Raw genomic sequence first — 14,972 nt, forward strand, 5'->3', positions numbered from 1 at the left:
CGTGACCGCCCCACTCTTCGACCGGCTGCGCGAGCAGCTTTCCCCCGGCGAAGCGGGGTCGGGAGGACAGGTCAGTGCTGAGACCCCCGTCGTCTGCCTCGGGGTGCAGCACAAGGTCCTCGTCTTCGCCCTCACCCCCGATCAGCTGCTGCCGATGGCGCGTCGACTCCGCGACGAGTTCGGCTTCGATCTCTTCCTTGATGTGACCGCGGTGGACTGGCCTGGCGCGCCGCTCCGCTTCGAGGTGGTCTGGCATTTCTACTCGACCGCCGCGCACGTGCGCGTGCGCCTCAAGGCGCGCGTGCCCGACCCGGACCCCACCGTGGATTCGCTCACGCCGCTCTATGGCGCCGCCGGCTACATGGAGCGCGAGTGCCACGATATGTACGGGATCGTCTTCCGGGGGAACCCGGACTTGCGCCCGATCCTGCTGTACGAAGGCTTCGTCGGTCATCCGCTGCGCAAGGACTACCCGAAGCAGAAGGAGCAGCCGCTCGTGCCGTATCTTCCTCCGCAGGGTGCCCTTGTCCGCTGACCCCGTGCTCCGCCCGCCCATTGCGAACCCGGTGCATCCGGTGTTCGCGGCCAGTCGCGACGACACCACCGTGGTCAGCATCGGCCCGTCGCACCCCGCCACGCACGGTACGGTGCAGATCATCGCCGAGATGGATGCGGAAAAGGTGGTGCGTACCGACGTGCACTGTGGCTATCTCCACCGCGGATTCGAGAAGGAGTGCGAGGATCACACCTGGCACAACCTCATGCCGTACGTGGACCGGCTGAACTACTGCTCGGCGCTGATCAACAACTTCGCGTATTGCGACGCGGTCGAGCAGCTCATGGGCATCGAGATCACGCCCCGCACCAAGTACCTGCGCACGCTGCTCGCCGAGTACAGCCGCGTGGCCGACCACCTCACGTGCGTGGCGGCCCAGCTCATGGAGCTGGGCGCCATGACCGGGTTTCTGTACCTGGTCACCGCCCGCGACAGCATGTATGAGCATCTCGCGGCGCTCACCGGCGCGCGGGTCACCTATTCGTACGGTCGCATAGGTGGACTGGCCTTCGACGTGCCCCCGGGCTGGTTCCGGCGGCTCGAGGAGATCCTCGCGGACTACGAGCGGTACGTGGGCATGGTGCACGGCCTCGTCGACCGCAATCGCATCTTCATCGACCGCATGCGCAACGTGGGCGTCATCGACACGGCGCGCGCCGTTCATTGGGGGTTCACCGGACCCATCCTGCGCAGCACCGGCGCCCCGCGTGACCTGCGCAAGGACACGCCGTACCTGGCGTACGGAGAACTCGATTTCGACGTGCCCGTGGGGATCAAGGGCGACAACTACGACCGGTACTACGTGCGCATGCGCGAGATGGACGAGTCGGTGTACATGATGCGCCAGCTGCTCGACATGATCCCCGAGGGGCCCATCATGGTCGATGACCGCCGCTGCGTGTTTCCCGAGAAGGAACTCGTGTACACGGAGATCGAGTCGCTCATCAATCACTTCAAGCTCGTCATGGAAGGGCCCGTCGTGCCGGCCGGCGACATCTACGTGGCCCACGAAGGGGCCAACGGTGAGCTCGGCTTCTACTGCGTCAGCAACGGCGAGGGCCAGCCGTACAAGGTGCATGTGCGCGCCCCCAGTTTCGTCCACATGGGGGGGGTGCACACCATACTCGATGGGTACCAGTTGGCCGACATCGTGACCACCTTCGGGTCGGTCAACATGATTGGCGGCGAGTGCGATCGATGACCGACCCCATGAAGAACATTCAGCATCTGATCCCCGAGTTCGAGCGCTGGAAGGAACGCTACCCCGCCGGGTTCGAGGGGTCGCTCACCATTCCCTGCCTGCGACGCATTCAGGAGGAACGCGGCTACATCGCCGACAGCGATATCGACGAACTGGTGGCGTACCTCGGCGTGCCCCGCACGCAGGTCGATGAAGTCCTCGGCTTCTACACCATGTTCACTCGGACGCCGCTGGGCACCCACCACCTGCAGGTGTGCCACAACGCCTCCTGTTCGCTGCGTGGGGCTGAGGGGCTCATCAGCTACCTGTGCGGTCGGCTGGGCATCCGGCCCGGCGAAACGACGCCGGACGGCCGGTTCACCCTGTCCACGGCGGAGTGTCTCGCCTCCTGCGGCACGGCGCCCATGATGATGGTGAACGAGGGCTACCACGAGGATCTCACGCCGGCCAAGGTCGACGCTCTGCTCGAGGAGCTGGCCCGGTGAGTGACGCCTATCCCTCGCCCACGCTCTCCGGGCGGAAGTTCTTCATGAACTTCCCGGTCACCGACACATCGCACGACCTGGCGGCCTATCGCGTGCGCGGCGGCTACCAGGCCCTCGAGAAGGTACTGCGCGAGCTGCAGCCCGCCGACGTCATCAAGGAAGTGAGCGCGGCCGGCCTGCTGGGGCACGGTGGCGCCGCCTTCCCCGCCGGACGCAAGTGGGGCGTCATTCGCCCCGATGATGGCGAACCGCACTACGTGTGCATGAACGCCGATGAGGGCGAGCCCGGGACCTTCAAGGATCGCTGGCTGCTGGAGTGCGTGCCGCACATGTCGCTCGAGGGGCTCATCCTCGCGTCGTATGCCATCGGCGGACGCCACGCGTTCATCTACATTCGCGGGGAGTTTGATCTCGCGTGGCGACGCATTCAGGGGGCTGTCGATGAAGCGTACGCCGCCGGGCTGCTGGGGAAGAACATTCTCGGGACGTCGTACTCGCTCGATGTGGTGGTGTACCGCGGCGCGGGGTCGTACGTGTGCGGTGAGGCATCCGCCATGCTCGCCTCGCTCGAGGGGAAGAAGGGCTGGCCGCGCAACCGGCCGCCACGGCTCACGGTGAAGGGGCTGTACCAGAAACCCACTGTGGTGAACAACGTCGAGACGCTGGCCAACGTGCCGGTCATCATGAGCCTCGGTGCCGAAGACTTCCGGCGCACGGGTACGCCCAAGAGTCCGGGCACGCAGATGATCTCCATCTCGGGGCACATCGTGCGGCCGGGGGTATACGAGGTCGAGTACGGATACTCGTGGGAGCGGTTTCTCTTCGAGGACTGCGGCGGCATGCTCGGCGGGCGCGAACTCAAGTGCGTGATCCCCGGTGGGGTCTCCACCAAGATCCTCAATCGCGACGAGATTCGGGGCGTCACGCTCGACCACAACAGCGCCGTGGCAGCCGGTTCGCAGCTGGGGTCCGGCGGCATGATCGCCGTGGCGGAGGGCACATGCATGGTGCGTCTGGCGCGCGTCATCCAGCGCTTCTACCACCACGAATCCTGCGGGCAGTGCACCCCGTGTCGTGAGGGGATGGGGTGGATGGAGCGGGTGCTCGACCGCATCGTGCGCGGCGAGGGACGACTCGACGATATCGACCGGCTGTATCACATCTCCAATGCGAACGATGGCACCACCATCTGCAGCCTGGGCGATTCCGCCGGCTACGCCTGTACCGCCATCCTCGATCACTATCGCGAGGAGTTCGAGTACTACATCAAGAACGGCCACTCCATGATGGGCGGGGTGCTCGCCATCGACGACCCGTTCGCCGGTGCGGTGCCCACGCCGCTTCACGCCACTGCGGGGGCACGATGAGCCACGCCGACCGCAAGCGCGGCAACAACGAGCCGGTGGACACCGGCAAGACGATCGCGTTCAGCATCAACGGCGTTCCGTGCACGGCGTTCAAGGGCGAGACCGTGATTCAGGCGGCACGGCGCGCGGGCATGGACATCCCGCACTTCTGCTGGCACCCGGATCTCTCGGTGCCGGGCAACTGCCGCATCTGCATGGTGGAGGTCGAACAGGACAAGGGCGACCCCTGGTTCGACATCGGCTGCAACATGCCGGTGACCGAGGGGATGCGGGTACTCACCGAATCCGACACGGTGAAGAAACTGCGTCGTGAAACGATGCAGTTCATCACCCTCAATCATCCGGTGGACTGCGGTATCTGCAACAAGGCTGGCGAGTGCATCCTGCAGGACTACCACTACGAGCACAACGGGCGCGCCTCGCTCTCCATCGACCGCAAGAACCACGCAACCAAGTTCTACCCGTTGTCCGACCGCATCATGCTGGACAACGAGCGGTGCATCATGTGCACGCGCTGCGTGCGCTTTACGCACGAGGTCTCGGAGTCGCACGCCCTCGCCGCCGTCCATCGCGGTGATCACGCGCTCATCCGCCCCGCGGAGGATGCGAACTTCAACGAGGACGCCTACTCCGACAATGTGATCGACATCTGTCCGGTGGGCGCCTTGCTGTCGCGGCAGAACCTCGATCATGCGCGTGTGTGGTATACCAGGGCCACACCGAGCGTCTGTCCGGGGTGCTCACGCGGGTGCAGCATCAACATCTGGCATCGCAAGCCCGAGTGGGCGCTCAAGGCGCTCGACCCGCAGCTCAATACGCGCATCGAGCGCGTGACCCCGCTGGAGAATCCGGCGGTGAACGATATGTGGATCTGCAACAAGGGACGTGACCTGGCGCAGCTCTTCGAGCGACCGCGTGCCATGCAGGCGCTGGTGCAGGGCATGCCGGTGGAACTGGACGTCGCCATCGACCGCGCCTCAGCGCTCCTGCGCGGCGCGCGCCGTGTCGTAGCCTTGGTCTCGAGTTGGGGATCCAACGAGGAACTCGCCGCTTTCCATGGTGCTTTCGCCGATCGGCTCGGCGCGTCGATGGGGGCGTACGCGAAGCCCGATCAGCTGCCGCTCCCGGGCGAAGTGCTCGAGGATGCGCTGCTCATCAAGGCCGACAAGAATCCCAATCTCACGGCCGCGACGGCCCGCTTCCCGCTGTTGCCCGCCGACGCGGCGGCGGCGCTCACGGACAGCGACGTGGTGCTCGTGTGGGGCGAAGGGGTGGCGGACGACGTGCTGCCGCCCGGCGCCACGGTCATCCGACTCGACGGCTATGCCTTCGCGCACAATGCCACCGCCCACGTGTTCATTCCGCTCAGCATTCAGACGGAGCGCAGCGGTCACTACACCAATTTTGCCGGCACGGTGACCCCGTTCACGGCCTGCTTCCCCCCCAAGGCACCGGTGGCGCACGCCGAGCAGCTCTTCGCGCGTCTGGCCGGTCACCCGGCGCCGCGCGCGCTGGCCGGAGCCGGCGCATGAGCGGCACCGGGATGCTCCCCGATCTGGTGGTGACGCTGGTCTTCATCGGCTATGCGATGGTGATGCTGCTCAGCTTCGGCGGGCTGCTCACCTGGGTGGAACGCAAGCAGTCGGCGGTGATGGCGGACCGGGTGGGGGCCAATCGCGCCTACATCCGCATCCCGTTCACCAACGTGAAGCTGGTGTGGCTGGGGCTGTTCCATGGCATGGCTGACGGTCTCAAGATGCTGCTCAAGGAGAACTTCAAGCCGCGGACACACGATGCGGTGGGCTACTTCCTGGCGCCCTTCCTCGTGTTCACGCCGGTGCTGCTGGTCTTCGCGGTGATCCCGTTTGGCGGTACGGTGGTGCCGGGGCAACTCATTCCGGCGCTCTCCTCGTGGTTCGGGGACCGCGCCTACCCCATGCAGATCGCCAATCTCGATGCGGGGCTGCTGGTGGTGTTTGCCTTCAGCAGCCTCGGCATCATCGGCGCCATGCTTGCCGGCTGGGCCTCCGACAACAAGTTCTCGCTGCTGGGGGGGCTGCGGGCGGGGTCGCAGATGATCAGCTACGAGCTCGTCATGGGGCTGACGGTACTGGGACTCATCCTGGTGTACGGTACCGTGAACCTCGGCGACATCGTGCGCCAGCAGTCGGGCACCATCGGCGGCGTTCTACCGGCATGGGGTATCGTCTACCAGCCCTTCGCGGCGTTCCTCTTCCTCACGGCGGCCATCGCCGAGAACAAGCGCATTCCGTTCGATCTCCCCGAAGCCGAGTCCGAGCTCATCGCCGGCTACTTCACCGAGTACAGCGCGATGAAGCTCGGGCTCTTCATGTTCTCGGAGTTCATCCAGATCGCCGTGGTGGGCGCCCTGTTCGCCACGCTGTTTCTGGGCGGCTACAACCTGCCGTTCATGACCGACGCCGGGTTCTCGTTGCCGTGGGGCACCGAGATCGCGCTCAGCCAGGCGGTACGGGTTCCGCTGCAGCTCGTCACCTTCCTCGGCAAGGTCGCGCTGCTGTGCGTCATCCAGATCCAGATTCGCTGGACGCTGCCGCGGTTCCGGTACGATCAGATGCTTGGCCTGTCGTGGAAGATGTTGCTGCCGCTGTCGCTGGCGAATCTCGCCGTGACCGTGGTGTGGATGTGGCTCGCCGGAGGTGGCCAGTGAATCCGATGCTGAAGGACCCTGTGGTGTCACCGCCCGCCGCCGGGGTCACGGGCGTGGCGTTCGGCGACAACGAACGGCTGGCGGCGCAGAAGGCGACGCGAGAGCGGCCGTCGCCGGCGTCCCCGCCGGCGGTACGCAAGGCGCCCGTGCGCTACGCGCGCAAGCAGTACTGGAACGAGCCGACGATGACCTGGTGGGAGAAGGCGTATCTCCCGGAGGTGCTGCGTGGACTGGCCATTACCACCGGAATCTTTCTGCGGAACATGGGAAAGTGGCTGACCGGTCGAAAGGGCGCGGTCACGACCTACTATCCCGAAGAGAAGCGCGTCGATTTCGCGCCGCGGAACCGAGGCAAGCACATTCTCACGCAGCGCCCTGACGGATCGCCGCAGTGCATCGCGTGCAACATGTGCGCCACCGTGTGTCCGGCCAAGGTAATCGAGATCGAGGCCGGTTTCGATCCCAACGATCCCGCGCACCCCAAGTACCCGGTGCGCTTCGAGATCGACTACTCGCGCTGCGTGTTTTGCGGCATGTGCGTGGAGGCGTGCCCGGAGGATGCCATCCGCATGCAGGAGGATGTGCCCGATCTCGTGTCGGACAACCGTTACGAGATGTGGATGACGATGGATGAGATGCTGACCTGGAGGCCGCAGCAGGACGTGGCGAAACCCTATCCGCCCAAGCCCGTGCCGTTGACACTCGGGGAAAGCGTGAAGCGAGGACGCGGACAATAGACGCCGTGGCCCTTGCCCTGTTCGGGCTCGTCTCGTTGGGGGCGGCGGCGTCGATGTTGTTCCTGCGCGAACCGATGCGCGTGGCGCTCGCCCTCATTACGTCCATGACGGCGCTCGGCGCCGTGTACGGACTCATGGGTGTCCACTTCATCGCGGCCTTCCAGGTGCTCATCTACGTCGGCGCGGTGATGGTGTTCATGGTGTACGTCATCATGCTGCTTGAGGTCAAGGAAGCGCCCGGCAGCAGGCGCTTCTCGTCGCTGGCCGTCCCGGGCGCCGTGGTGGGTGTCCTGCTGGCTGCGGCGCTTGGCGTGGTCATGCTGCGTGGCGTCAGCGCGGCCTCGCCGGCGCGAGGCGGCGAAACGTTCAACCTCGTGCAGTTCTCCTCGGTCTTCTTGTCGCAGTACTGGCTGGTGTTCGAACTCACCACGGTGTTTCTCGTGGGAGCCATCGTGGCCGCCCTCGCGGTGGTGAATGTCAGTCGTCGGCGACAGGGGTGAGCATGGACCAGTCGTCGTTTCTCCTCGCCATTGCCGGCGGATTGTTCACGATCGGGCTGCTCGGGGTCGTGATTCGTCGCAATGCGCTGGTGATGCTCATGTGCATGGAACTCATGCTCAACGGCGTCAACCTGACCCTCGTGACCTTCTCGCAGCAGCGCGGCGATGCCGCGGGCGCGGTCATGGTGTTTCTCACTTTCGTGGTCGCCACCGCCGAGGTGGCCCTCGCCATTCCCATCGTGTTGCTGCTGGTGAAACACGCCCGGTCGCTCGACGTGGACCGCTACTCCGAGCTCAAGGGCTAGCCGCGCATGACCAACCCGTTGGCGCTCATCGCGCTCCTCCCCCTCCTGGGTTTCCTGCTCAACGGCACCTTCGCCACCGCCCTCGGCGGCAACCGCTTTTCCCACAAGATTGCTGCCGCCATCGGGTGTGCCATGCCGATCGCGGCCTTTGCCCTCACCATCCAGGCCTTCCTCACGCTGCAGGGCGGAGGCTACGAGCCCCTGGTGGCACCGCTCTACCGCTGGGCGCTGGTGGGCGATCACCATTTCGACATCACGTTCTACTTCGATCGTCTGTCGGCGATCATGACGCTCGTCGTCACGGGTGTGGGATCGGTCATCCACATCTATTCCACGGGTTACATGCACGACGACAAGAGCTTCGGGCGCTTCATGGCGTACCTGAATCTCTTCCTGTTCTTCATGCTGCTGCTGGTCCTCGGGCGTTCCCTGCTGGTGCTGTTCGTCGGGTGGGAGGGCGTTGGCCTCGCGTCCTATCTGCTCATCGGGTTCTGGTTCGACGAAGCGGCGAATGCCGCGGCCGGTCGCAAGGCGTTCATCACCAATCGCATCGGCGACGCCGGCTTCCTGCTTGGCATGTTCCTGCTGTATCGCGCCTTCGGCACGCTCGACATGGACACCATCACCATGGCGTTGGCGGCGGGGCAGGGGGCCATGGTGCCGGTGGGGCTCGTGGGGCTCTTTCTGTTCATCGGCGCCACCGGCAAGTCGGCCCAGATTCCACTGTACGTGTGGCTTCCGGACGCCATGGCCGGCCCCACACCCGTCTCGGCGCTCATTCACGCCGCCACGATGGTCACGGCCGGGGTCTACCTCGTGGCCCGCATGTCGGGGCTGTACCTGATGGCCCCCGATGTCTCGCAGCTCATGGCGGTGGTCGGCGTGCTCACGGCGTTCTTTGCCGCCACGATCGCTCTGGTACAGACCGACATCAAGAAGGTGCTCGCCTACTCCACCGTGTCGCAGCTGGGCTTCATGTTCGTGGCCCTCGGGGTCGGGGCATACGGCGTGGCCATCTTCCACGTGGTCACGCACGCCTTCTTCAAGGCCTGCCTCTTTCTCGGGGCCGGTAGCGTCATTCATGCCCTCGGTGGCGAACAGGACATCCGCAAGATGGGCGGTCTGCGCACGCGCATCCCGATCACCTTCTGGACGTTCCTCATCGCTACCGCCGCCATAGCCGGCGTTCCGGGGCTCGCCGGGTTCTTCTCCAAGGATGAAATCCTCTGGTTTGCCCTGGCGAGCAAGCGCGGTGGTGCGCCGTGGCTGTGGGGCATGGGCGCTGTCACAGCGTTTCTTACCGCATTCTACATGACCCGCCTGCTGTGGCTCACCTTCTTCGGCGCGTCACGCATGAGCCATGAGGTGGAGCATCACGTTCATGAATCGCCCCTGTCCATGACGGGCGTGCTGGGCGTGCTCGCGCTGCTGTCGATCGGGGGCGGCTACATCGGCATCCCCCACTTCCTCGAGCCCATCATTCCCCTCCCGCCCGTCGCGGCCTCGCTGGCGCAGTACCACACCCCGCTGCTGTACGGATCCGCCGTGATTGCCTTTGCCGGCGTCGGGCTGGCGGTCTGGCTGTACGGCGGGCCGGCGTCTCGCGCGGACCGGCTGGCCCGCAGCGCCGGGCCCGTGTACCGGGTGCTCGAGGGCAAGTACTTCGTCGATGAACTCTACGCTGCTCTATTCGTGCGACCGCTCGCGTGGGTGTCCGAACATGTCTTCCTGCGGATTGGCGACCGGATGATCATTGACGGCACACTCAATGGGCTCGCCGCGTTCGCCCAGCGATCCGCGGGGTGGTTGGGGCGCGTCCAAACCGGAAGCCTGCAGCTGTACGCGCTGCTGGTGATGCTGGGCATGGTGGGCGCCCTGCTCTGGAGCTGGCGTCATGTCTGATGCCGTGCTGCTCAACCTGGTGCTCGTCCTGCCGGTCGTGGGCGCGGCGCTACTGACGCTGGTGCGCCGCAACGCCGAGGCCGTGCGCGTCACCACCACGGCCATCATGACCGTGCAGTTCGCGCTGGCGGCCGTGCTGTACCTGCATTTCGACGGCACGATGGCCGGCCTTCAGGCCGGGACGAGCATCCCGTGGATTCCGCAGTGGGGGGTCTCGTACGCCGTGGGGCTCGACGGGGTCAACATTCTGCTCGTGCTGCTCACGGCGTTTCTCGGCCCGCTTGTCGTTCTCGGTGCCTGGACCGCCATCAAGAAGGACGTGGCACTGTTCCACGTGAATGTGCTGCTGCTGCAGTTCGCCATGATGGGAGCCTTCCTGGCGCAGGATCTCTTCCTGTTCTATCTGTTCTGGGAAGCGATGCTCATCCCCATGTTCCTCATCATTGGGATCTGGGGTGGTGCCCGGCGCAGTTACGCCACGGTGAAGTTCGTGCTGTACACGGCCTTCGGCTCCATCCTCATGCTGGCGGCGGTGATTTACCTCGTGTGGTCGCTGCAGCAGGCCGGGGCCGCGCCTTCCTTTGCCTTCGCCGATCTGGTGCAGGCGCGTCTGCCGCTCGAGGTGCAGACCACGTTGCTCGCTGCGTTCGCGCTCAGCTTCGCGATCAAGGTGCCCATGGTGCCGCTTCACACCTGGTTGCCAGACGCGCACGTCGAGGCGCCCACGCCCGGCTCGGTGATCCTCGCCGGCGTGCTGCTCAAGATGGGCACGTACGGCTTCATGAAGCTCGGCTTCCCGCTGTTCCCTGACGCCACGCGGGTGTTCACGCCGGTGCTCATGACACTCTCCGTGGTGAGCATCGTGTACGGCGCGTGTCTGGCGCTCGTGCAGCAGGACATCAAGAAGATCATTGCCTACTCGTCCATCAGTCACCTGGGGTATGTGATGCTCGGGCTGCTCAGCCTCGATTTGGCGGGTATTCAAGGCGCGGTGGTGCAGATGGTGAGTCACGGGCTGGTGGCTGCCGGCCTCTTCCTGCTCGTGGGCATGATCTACGAGCGTGGCCACACGCGGGAACTCTCCGCCTACGGTGGTCTGGCGCGACAGCTGCCGGTGTTCGGCGTCTTCTTCATCATCTTCACGCTGGCGTCGGTGGGGCTCCCCACCACCAGCGGGTTTACCGGCGAGTTCCTGGTGCTGCTGGGGGCCTTCACGGCGGCCTGGCCGCAGCATCTCGACGGCAACAACCTGCCGCTCGTGCTGTCCATGACGGCCGTGACCGGCGTCGTGCTTGGTGCGCTCTACATGCTGCGCTTCGCCCTCACCTTCGTCTTCGGTCCGGTGAAGGCACCGCACGGCGAACTCGCCGCGCTCACACTGCGCGAGAAGACCGTCCTCGGCATCCTCACGGTCGCGGTCTTCGCGCTTGGACTCTTCCCCGACGGACCGCTGCGCAAGACTGAGCTGGCCGCGCGGACCTTCCAGCAACTGGTCTCCACCTCCCGCCTGCCCGCCGATGCCCGGTAGTGAGGCGCTTCGTGCCATGCTCCCCGAGCACCTGCTGCTCGGCGGGCTTGTTCTGCTCATCGTGGTGTCCATGGTGCGCGGCGCGCGCACCCTTGCGCGGCCATTGGCCATTGGCGCAGTTGGTGCTGCCGCGGCGGCCGCGTTCTGGCTTGCGGCATCGGGGCTCACATCCGAACCCTTCCCCGGGCACTTTCTCGTTTCGCCGGTCGTGCTGGTCATCAAGGGCGCCCTCCTGGCCCTCGCGCTCCCGGTGCTGCTCATGGGGCGGTACGACTTCGCCGATGACAACGCAGGGGCCGTGGAGTTTCCCATGCTCCTGGTGGCCTCGCTGTACGGGCTGAGTCTGCTGCCGTCGGCGACGAGCTTTCTGGTGCTCTTCCTCGGATTGGAGATGATGTCCATTCCGGTGTATGCGCTCATCGTGTTGGCATTCCGCCGCCCGCAGTCGGCCGAATCGGCACTTAAGTATCTGGTGCTCAGTGGTGCGGCCACGGCCACGCTGCTCATGGGGCTGTCGCTGGTCTACGGGGCCACGGGCGCCATGTCGCTGTCGGCGTTTGCGCTGGCGGCCGGCCAGACCGATCTGCTGGCCAAAACTGGCGTCGTGCTCGTGCTGCTGGCCCTGTTCCTCAAGGCCGCCGTCGTCCCGTTTCATGCATGGGCACCGGACACGTACGAAGGCGCGAGCGTGACCGTGACCGCCTACATGGCGACGCTGTCCAAGGCCGCAGTGCTGCTGGTCGCGGTGCAGCTCTTCGCCGGCGTTGAGGTGGGCGGTGCCCTCGTCGACGTGCTGGCCGTACTGCCGCTGCTATCCATCGTGTGGGGCAACATTGCGGCCATTCGGCAAGGCAACCTGCGGCGCATGATTGCCTACTCGTCCATCGCGCACGCGGGATACCTCTTCTATGCGTTCCTGGGCAACAGCGAGGGGCGGCTCGAGGCCGTGACGTTCTATCTGGTCGTGTATGCGGCCGCCAACCTGCTCGCGTTTGCCGTCCTGCCCCCGGCCGCGGACGATGCCGCGCGTGACCAGATGGAAACGCTCGACGGGCTTTTTCATCGCAATCCGTGGGCCGCATCGCTGATGGCCGTGGCCATGCTGTCACTGGCAGGGCTGCCGCCGTTCCCGGGCTTCACGGCCAAGTTCCTCATCTTCAAGTCGGTCGTGGCCGCCGGCTACAGCACGTACGCGGTGCTGGGTCTCGTGGGCAGCTTCCTCGGCCTCTATTTCTACCTGCGCGTCATCCAGCGCATGTTCATGCTGCCCAGCACGGCCCCCGCTTCACCCGCAGACGGTGCGTTCGGCCCGCGAACCGCCGGCGTGCTCTGTCTCGCGGCCACGGCGCTGTTCATGATCGCGCCGGGCTGGGTTCTCGATCGCCTCTGAGCCCTCACGCCCCCTCGCTGCGTCGAGCGGGCGTCCGCATGGTTCTTCACCACCGATCTTCCGGCACTCCCCGTGACCGAACTTCCAGCTGTCAAGCGCGGCGCCGCGCTGCTCAACGACCCCGAGCTCAACAAGGGAACGGCCTTTACCGAAGCCGAGCGTTCAGCGCTTGGTCTGCGTGGGTTGCTGCCGCCCCGCGTCATGACGCAGCACGAACAGCTCGAGCGCTTCCTCCCCGGTGTACGCTCGCGCCCCACGCCGCTCGATCAGTACGCGTATCTCGTCGGCCTGCACGATCGCAACGTCACCCTGTTCTACCGCCTCGTGATGGATCATCTCGAGGAGATGATGCCCATCCTGTACACCCCGACCGTGGGGCAGGCCTGTCAGGAGTTCGGCCGCATCTTCCGCAGGAGTCGAGGCCTGTTCGTCACTGCCGACGACGCGGGCCGGGTGCGTGAGGTGCTGGCCAATTGGCCGCACGACGACGTGCGCATGATCGTGGTGACCGATGGCGAACGCATTCTTGGTCTTGGTGATCTCGGTGCCAACGGCATGGGCATTCCCATTGGCAAGCTCACGCTCTACACCGCGTGCGCCGGCGTGCCGCCCAAACAGTGCCTGCCCATCACCATCGACGTGGGCACCGACAACACACACTTGCGCGAGAGCGCGTCGTACATGGGACTCCGCCAGCCGCGGTTGCGCGGCGCCGCGTATGATGCGCTGCTCGACGAGTTCGTGGAGGCGGTGCAGGAGCGGTTTCCACAAGTCTGCCTGCAGTTCGAGGACTTCGGTAACCACAATGCGTTCACGCTGCTCGACAAGTGGCGTGACCGCATGTGCACCTTCAACGACGACATCCAGGGAACGGCCTCGGTCACCCTGGCCGGCCTCTACTCGGCGGCGCGCATTACCGGCACGCCGATCACCGACATGCGTCTCCTCTTTCTCGGCGCGGGCGAGGCGGGCATCGGCATTGGCGACCTCGTGGTCGAAGCCATGACGGAAGAGGGGATCTCGTCGGCCGATGCGCACAGCCGGTGCTGGTTCATGGATTCGAAGGGGCTGGTGGTGAAGTCGCGCACCGATCTTGCCGTGCACAAGCAGCCGTACGCGCACGACCATCCGCCGGTGGCGTCGTTCCTCGAGGCGGTGGAGACGATCAAGCCGCATGCCATCATCGGTGTGTCGGGCATGCCGGGCACCTTCACGGCGCCGGTGCTCGCCGCCATGGCGCGACACCACGCGCGTCCCATCGTGATGGCACTCTCCAACCCCACCTCGAAGGCCGAATGCACCGCCCGTGAGGCCTACGCCACCACGGACGGACGCGCCATCTTTGCCAGTGGCAGCCCGTTCGCTCCGGTGACCCACAAGGGACGCACCCACGTGCCAGGGCAGGGGAACAACGCCTACATCTTCCCGGGCGTGGGCCTTGGCGTCATCGTGGCTGACTCGTCTCGCGTCACCGACGAAATGTTCGCGGCTGCCGCACGCACGCTCGCCTCCACCGTGACCGAGGATGACCTCGCGATGGGGCGCATCTATCCGAGCTTGTCGCGTATTCGTGAGGTGTCACACGCCATTGCCGTGGAAGTGGCGCGTCTGGCGTACGAGCGCGGATTGGCCAGGGCCCCCATGCCGGAGAACCTCAGCGAAGCCGTGTCGGCGGCCATGTATCAGCCGGTCTATCCGGTGTACGCCGAGTAGCGCTGCCTTCCGCGTGGAGTCGGGCCAGCTCGTCGAGCGTGTTCACATTGCGGAAGCTGGCCGACAGCTCGGGCGTCGGGAGCTCCTGAACCCGCAACGTCGTCCGCCAGGCGAGCATCGATCGGTGGCCGGCCGCGAGTTGCGCGTGAATCGTCGTGCAACAGCTGGTTCGTACGAGCAGAAAGAGATGTTGCGCTTGCGCGCCGTCGTGAGGAAAGGCGCCGTCGTGCTGCGGGCGCAGGGAGGCGGCAAGACGGCGCACGAGTGTGCGATCGAGTAACGGGGCATCGCCAGGGCAGCAGAAGATCCACGGCGTGCGGACGTGGGCAGCCGCACTGCCGAGTCCCCCCAGCGGCCCCAGCCCCTCGCAGGTATCGCGCACCACGTCGTGCCCGAACGCCGCATAGCGGTCGCGTTCGTGGTTGGCGCTGATGATCACCCGCCCCACCTGTGGTGCCAGACGATCGCGCACGTGCTGAACGAGCGGCAGGCCGTGCAGCAGCTGCAGGGGTTTCTCGAGCCCACCCATGCGCCGGGCACTCCCGCCGCAGAGGATGACTCCCGTGATGTCGCCCGCCGCTATTGGCATCGGCTGCGCT

14 protein-coding genes are annotated in these 14,972 nt (G+C 65.8%); 13 read left to right on the forward strand and 1 reads right to left on the reverse strand.

Going from position 1 to position 14,972, the window contains the following annotated elements; all coding sequences use genetic code 11:
* The first annotated feature begins 1 nt into the window (after position 1).
* From O9271_RS01790 to O9271_RS01850, 13 genes are all read left to right on the forward strand, one after another.
* Positions 2-535: an NADH-quinone oxidoreductase subunit C gene (locus O9271_RS01790; protein WP_298265617.1), complete on the forward strand. Its 534-nt coding sequence runs from the start codon at positions 2-4 to the stop codon at positions 533-535.
* A complete protein-coding gene (locus tag O9271_RS01795) occupies positions 519-1,757 on the forward strand; it encodes an NADH-quinone oxidoreductase subunit D (protein WP_298265619.1) in 1,239 nt (412 codons plus the stop codon). The genes O9271_RS01790 and O9271_RS01795 overlap by 17 nt, the downstream gene beginning before the upstream one ends.
* On the forward strand, positions 1,754-2,242 hold the full coding sequence (nuoE, locus tag O9271_RS01800) for an NADH-quinone oxidoreductase subunit NuoE (RefSeq protein ID WP_298265621.1): 489 nt from the start codon (positions 1,754-1,756) through the stop codon (positions 2,240-2,242). Before O9271_RS01795 ends, nuoE begins: the two co-directional genes overlap by 4 nt.
* Complete coding sequence (gene nuoF / locus O9271_RS01805) at positions 2,239-3,609, forward strand: NADH-quinone oxidoreductase subunit NuoF (RefSeq protein WP_298265623.1); 1,371 nt, start codon at positions 2,239-2,241, stop codon at positions 3,607-3,609. The genes nuoE and nuoF overlap by 4 nt, the downstream gene beginning before the upstream one ends.
* The gene (locus tag O9271_RS01810) at positions 3,606-5,141 is read left to right on the forward strand and encodes a 2Fe-2S iron-sulfur cluster-binding protein (protein ID WP_298265625.1); all 1,536 of its coding nucleotides are present in this window, start codon (positions 3,606-3,608) and stop codon (positions 5,139-5,141) included. The genes nuoF and O9271_RS01810 overlap by 4 nt, the downstream gene beginning before the upstream one ends.
* Positions 5,138-6,298, forward strand: a complete 1,161-nt coding sequence (locus tag O9271_RS01815) for a complex I subunit 1 family protein (RefSeq protein WP_298265627.1) — start codon at positions 5,138-5,140, stop codon at positions 6,296-6,298. Before O9271_RS01810 ends, O9271_RS01815 begins: the two co-directional genes overlap by 4 nt.
* 5 nt (positions 6,299-6,303) lie before the next feature.
* A complete protein-coding gene (locus O9271_RS01820) occupies positions 6,304-7,035 on the forward strand; it encodes an NADH-quinone oxidoreductase subunit I (protein ID WP_298266281.1) in 732 nt (243 codons plus the stop codon).
* A gap of 5 nt (positions 7,036-7,040) precedes the next feature.
* Positions 7,041-7,535, forward strand: a complete 495-nt coding sequence (locus O9271_RS01825) for an NADH-quinone oxidoreductase subunit J (protein ID WP_298265629.1) — start codon at positions 7,041-7,043, stop codon at positions 7,533-7,535.
* Between the two features lie 2 nt (positions 7,536-7,537).
* A complete protein-coding gene (gene nuoK / locus O9271_RS01830) occupies positions 7,538-7,840 on the forward strand; it encodes an NADH-quinone oxidoreductase subunit NuoK (protein ID WP_291268461.1) in 303 nt (100 codons plus the stop codon).
* Between the two features lie 6 nt (positions 7,841-7,846).
* The gene (gene nuoL / locus O9271_RS01835) at positions 7,847-9,742 is read left to right on the forward strand and encodes an NADH-quinone oxidoreductase subunit L (protein ID WP_298265631.1); all 1,896 of its coding nucleotides are present in this window, start codon (positions 7,847-7,849) and stop codon (positions 9,740-9,742) included.
* Entirely contained in the window at positions 9,735-11,270 is a 1,536-nt protein-coding gene (locus tag O9271_RS01840; protein WP_298265633.1) for an NADH-quinone oxidoreductase subunit M, read from the forward strand. Before nuoL ends, O9271_RS01840 begins: the two co-directional genes overlap by 8 nt.
* Before the next feature lie 16 nt (positions 11,271-11,286).
* Positions 11,287-12,660 (forward strand): NADH-quinone oxidoreductase subunit N, encoded by a 1,374-nt coding sequence (locus tag O9271_RS01845; protein WP_298265635.1) that lies wholly within the window; start codon positions 11,287-11,289, stop codon positions 12,658-12,660.
* Positions 12,661-12,732: 72 nt separating this feature from the next.
* Positions 12,733-14,373 (forward strand): NAD-dependent malic enzyme, encoded by a 1,641-nt coding sequence (locus O9271_RS01850; protein WP_298265636.1) that lies wholly within the window; start codon positions 12,733-12,735, stop codon positions 14,371-14,373.
* Here O9271_RS01850 and mobA read toward each other — a convergent pair.
* The gene (mobA, locus tag O9271_RS01855; RefSeq protein WP_298265638.1) at positions 14,315-14,962 is read right to left on the reverse strand and encodes a molybdenum cofactor guanylyltransferase MobA; all 648 of its coding nucleotides are present in this window, start codon (positions 14,960-14,962) and stop codon (positions 14,315-14,317) included. The two genes, O9271_RS01850 and mobA, sit on opposite strands and share 59 nt — an antisense overlap.
* Positions 14,963-14,972 lie beyond the last annotated feature (10 nt).

Source organism: Gemmatimonas sp., from assembly GCF_027531815.1.
Lineage (GTDB): Bacteria > Gemmatimonadota > Gemmatimonadetes > Gemmatimonadales > Gemmatimonadaceae > Gemmatimonas.

What these genes read in the sequence shown, in the direction of transcription:
- O9271_RS01810 (WP_298265625.1), top strand. Translation starts at nt 3,606, where the DNA reads ATGAGCCACGCCGACCGCAAGCGCGGCAACAACGAGCCGGTGGACACC.
- O9271_RS01845 (WP_298265635.1), top strand. Translation starts at nt 11,287, where the DNA reads ATGCTCCCCGAGCACCTGCTGCTCGGCGGGCTTGTTCTGCTCATCGTG.
- O9271_RS01820 (WP_298266281.1), top strand. Translation starts at nt 6,304, where the DNA reads ATGCTGAAGGACCCTGTGGTGTCACCGCCCGCCGCCGGGGTCACGGGC.
- nuoK (WP_291268461.1), top strand. Translation starts at nt 7,538, where the DNA reads ATGGACCAGTCGTCGTTTCTCCTCGCCATTGCCGGCGGATTGTTCACG.
- mobA (WP_298265638.1), bottom strand. Translation starts at nt 14,962, where the DNA reads ATGCCAATAGCGGCGGGCGACATCACGGGAGTCATCCTCTGCGGCGGG.
- nuoL (WP_298265631.1), top strand. Translation starts at nt 7,847, where the DNA reads ATGACCAACCCGTTGGCGCTCATCGCGCTCCTCCCCCTCCTGGGTTTC.
- nuoE (WP_298265621.1), top strand. Translation starts at nt 1,754, where the DNA reads ATGACCGACCCCATGAAGAACATTCAGCATCTGATCCCCGAGTTCGAG.
- O9271_RS01840 (WP_298265633.1), top strand. Translation starts at nt 9,735, where the DNA reads ATGTCTGATGCCGTGCTGCTCAACCTGGTGCTCGTCCTGCCGGTCGTG.
- O9271_RS01815 (WP_298265627.1), top strand. Translation starts at nt 5,138, where the DNA reads ATGAGCGGCACCGGGATGCTCCCCGATCTGGTGGTGACGCTGGTCTTC.